This window comes from Ideonella azotifigens, assembly GCF_006519715.1.
Lineage (GTDB): Bacteria > Pseudomonadota > Gammaproteobacteria > Burkholderiales > Burkholderiaceae_C > Ideonella > Ideonella azotifigens.
Genome location: NZ_VIDT01000545.1, coordinates 1 through 3,793 on the forward strand (window position 1 = coordinate 1; position 3,793 = coordinate 3,793).

Consider the following 3,793-nt stretch of genomic DNA (forward strand, 5'->3'; position numbering starts at 1 on the left):
AGCGCTGGCGTGCCGAGATCGCGGCGCGCACCTGCTCGCCGGTCTGCGGCGCGAAGCGCCGCAGCGCTTCGGCGTGCCAGGCCTTCGCGGCGTACACCGGGCGCGTGAAGTCGGGCATGAAGAACAGGTAGAAGTGCGTCAGGTGGTCGGCGAGGTTCTCGGTGGCCAGGATCACGTTGGTGATGTGCTGGCCGTTGGCCGGCATCTGCATGCCGCCCAGGTCGGCCAGCGCCCGCGCCGCCGCGACCGATTGCGACACCGAACAGATGCCGCAGATGCGCGGCACGACCACCAGCGCGTCTTGCGGCGCCTTGCCCTGCAGGATCTGCTCGAAGCCGCGGTACATCGGTGCGTTCACGCGTGCCGAGTCGACGCGCCCGTCCTTGAGCTCGAGCGTGACTTCGAGATCGCCCTCGACGCGGTTGAACGGGCCCACCAGCAAACGGGTCGTCATGCGCCGCTCACCTCGACCGCGTCTTGCGCGCAGTCATTTGAGCCGCGTCTTCCGCGCGGCAGGCGCCACCACGATGTGGTCGGCCGTGGCATTGAGCTTCACGCGGCGCGGCGTGGCCGATTTCGACAGCGACGCGAGTGCTACGAACCAGGCCTTGGGCATGTCGGTCGGCAGGCCGATCGGAATGCCGGCGATCTTCGGCGTCTGGTGGAACGGGTGGCCTGGCTCTTGAAAGCCCGGTTCGGTGCAACTGATGCAGGCGTAGCCGCCGCGCGTGCACGAGCCCTCGCCGTTCCACAGCCGCGTGTTGCAGTCAGCATGCGCCTGCGTGCCCTTGCAGCCCATGTGCTCCATCATGCAGCCCAGGTCCGATGGCTTTTCGGCGCTGGCCTTGAACTCGTAGTACTCGTTGCGGGTGCAGCCATGGTGCACGAGCTGGTCGGCGTAAAAACGCGGGCGGCCCAGTGTGTCGAGCTCGGCTTCCGACAGGCCTTCGGCCGCCAGCGCCATCAGCGTGTCGGTGACCCAGCCCGGATGCGTGGGGCAACCGGCCACGTTGATCACCGGCAGGCCACTGCCCGAGCGGAACGCCGCGCCGAGCAGGCCGCCAGGTCGGTCGTCGTCATACTGCAGGCCACAGGCGTCAGTCGGGTTGTCGCCGCCCGCGGTGATGCCACCCCAGGCCGCGCAGCTGCCGATCGCGACCACGTGCCGCGCCTTCGCAGCGAGGCGTTTCACCCAGTCGATCATCGGCAGGCCGGTGCCGGCCAGCACGTGGAAGCGGCCGGTGCCGTTCGGGCCGCGCAGCAGCGAGCCTTCGATGCACAGCGCGTCGACGCGCAGCGTGCCGGCCAGCACCGCGTTCAGCATCTCGATCACTTCGCTGCCGCTGGCCAGCGAGAGCGAAGGGTGCCACAGCAGGTTGATGCCGGCGTCGCGCCACTGGCCATGGAAGTCGGTGGTGTCGGCGCACAGCAGCGACATGCTGCAGCCGCCGCAGCCGCCCGACTGCAGCCACAACACGTTCAACCCCGGCGGTGAAGTCTGCACGGCGCCCATCAGCCCTCCAGCCCGAAACGTTGCATCTTGCCGCGCAGGCCGACGCGCGACAGGCCCAGCTCCTTGGCCGCGCGGGTCTTGTTCCAGCGGTGGCGCAGCAGGGTCTCGCGCAGCACCATCGCTTCCATCGCGTCGAGCCGCTCGCCCAGCGTACCGCTGGCGGGCAGCGGCGTGCCCTGGCCGTTCAGCGCCGCCGAGCGCCCGGCCTGGCCGTGCAGCACACGCGTGGAAAAAGCCTGCGCTTCGATCACTTCAGCGTCGCTCAGCGCGATCGCGCGGGCGATCTCGTTGCGCAGCTCGCGCACGTTGCCGGGCCAGGGGTAGCTCATCAGGCAGGCCATCGCTTCGTCGCTCAGGGCCACGCGCGGGCGGCCGAGTTCGGCGCCCACTTCGCCGACCAGACGCTGCGCAATCGGGCCGATGTCGCCAGGCCGCTCGCGCAGCGGCGGCACCGTGAGCGACACGCCTGCGATGCGGTAGTAGAGGTCTTCGCGGAACAGGCCTTCGTGCACCCGCTGTTCCAGGTCGCGGTGGGTCGCGGCGATCACGCGCACGTCGACCGGCACCGCACGCGCGCCACCCACTGGCCGCACCTCGCCTTCCTGCAGCACGCGCAGCAAGCGCACCTGGAACGCCGGCGAGGTCTCGCCGATCTCGTCGAGAAACACGGTGCCGTTGTGGGCGCGCTGGAACAGGCCGGGGTGGTCTTCGTAAGCGCCGGTGAACGAGCCGCGCTTGTGGCCGAAGAGTTCGGATTCGAGCAGCGTGTCGGGAATGGCCGCGCAGTTCTCCACCACGAACGGCGCCCCGGCGCGCGGGCTCGCGTAGTGCAAGGCTCGCGCCAGCAGTTCCTTGCCGCTGCCCGACTCGCCGAGCACCAGCACGCTCAGGTCGTAGCGCGCCACCCGCGCGGCCATCTCGCACACGCCGTCGAGCGGGCTGCCGGACGCACGTTCGATGCGGTCGAAGTCGAACACCCGGCGCGCCCGCTCCAGCTTGTTCGCGGCGCGCTGGCGCAGCACCGGGGTGCTGGTGCGCAGCTCGACGTCGAGCCGGTTCATGTCGCGCTGCAGCGTCTGTGCTTCGGCGGCGGTGCGCACGGCGCCGAGCAGGTGGTCGGGCACCCAGGGCTTGAGGATGTACTGGTAGATGCCGGCGTCGTTGATGCCGGCGATGATGTCTTCGGAATCGGTGTAGCCCGAGATCACGATGCGCACCGTGTCGGGCCAGCGCTCGCGCACTTCCTTCAGGAACACCACGCCGGTCAGGCCTGGCATGCGCTGATCGCACAGGATCACGCTGACCTCGAAGCGTTCGAGCTGGCTGCGGGCTTCGTCGGCGTTGCTCGCGGTGAGCACGGTGAAGTCTTCGTCGAGCGTGCGGCGGATCGCGTCCTGCGAGCGCACTTCGTCGTCGACGATCAGCACACGCGGCAGGTCGAGCACGGCGCTCACGATGGGGCCTTCATCAGATTGAAGCCCGGTTCGCGGTGCAGCGCCAGGTGACGCGGCGTCCAGGCGTGCGGCAGCTTGTGGACGAAGTGGTAGCGCGCCACGTGGTAGCTGGGGTCGAAGCCGTAGAAGTTGCGGTGCATGCGGGAAAGTTCGTCCTGGCGGTACGCAGCCAGTGGGCGCAGCGCTTCGTCCGTGGCGCGTGCTGCCCGCTTGTGCGCCAGGCGCTGCGGCAGATTGTGCGACAGCGCCAGTGCCAGCGCATCGGCAACAGCCCCATCACCGAAGTCCGAGGCGGGGGTGTTCACGCAGCGGTCGATCAGGCCCATCTGCGCCGCCGTCGTGGCCGACAGCGGCAGGCGCTGCTGCATCAGCGCGCGCGCACCCTCCGCGCCGAGGCGGCGCGGCAACAGAAAAGTCCAATACTCCGAGCCGTACAGGTTGCCCATGTTCTTGTAATGCGGGTTCAGCACCACGCTGCGATGCGCCCAGACCTCGTCGGCCGCCAGCGCCAGAAAAGCGCCGCCGGCACCGGCGTTGCCACGCAGCGCGGCAACGCTCAGGCGGTCGGTGGTGGTGATGAGTTCCAGCGCAAGGTCGTTCATCGCATTGATGTTGCGCCACGATTCGTCGGCGGCGCTGTCGCCCGGCCGGTGGGCGGCGGCCTCGATGCAGTTCAGGTGAATGCCGTTGCAGAAGAAGTCGTGCCCGCCGAGCAGCAGCAGCACACGCGTGTCGCGCCGTTTCACTTCACGCAGCGCGGCGAGCAGGCGTTCGCACTGCGCGGTCGACATCGCGCCGTTGTAGAAGTCGAACGACAGGCAACCCA

Annotated in this window: 4 protein-coding genes; all 4 read right to left on the reverse strand. The window is 69.2% G+C overall.

The features are described from left to right. Window positions 1-454, reverse strand: a 454-nt coding sequence (locus FKP22_RS23725) for a nickel-dependent hydrogenase large subunit (protein ID WP_211361549.1), incomplete at its 3' end; no start/stop codon positions are given. 33 nt (window positions 455-487) lie between these two features. Then, complete coding sequence (locus FKP22_RS23730) at window positions 488-1,513, reverse strand: NADH-quinone oxidoreductase subunit B family protein (protein ID WP_211361550.1); 1,026 nt, start codon at window positions 1,511-1,513, stop codon at window positions 488-490. Then, window positions 1,513-2,967, reverse strand: a complete 1,455-nt coding sequence (locus FKP22_RS23735) for a sigma-54-dependent transcriptional regulator (RefSeq protein ID WP_141290138.1) — start codon at window positions 2,965-2,967, stop codon at window positions 1,513-1,515. Before FKP22_RS23735 ends, FKP22_RS23730 begins: the two co-directional genes overlap by 1 nt. Continuing rightward, window positions 2,964-3,793 (reverse strand): enoyl-CoA hydratase-related protein (locus FKP22_RS23740; RefSeq protein ID WP_233446954.1); only part of this gene is annotated, 830 nt, incomplete at its 5' end. The genes FKP22_RS23740 and FKP22_RS23735, both read right to left, overlap by 4 nt.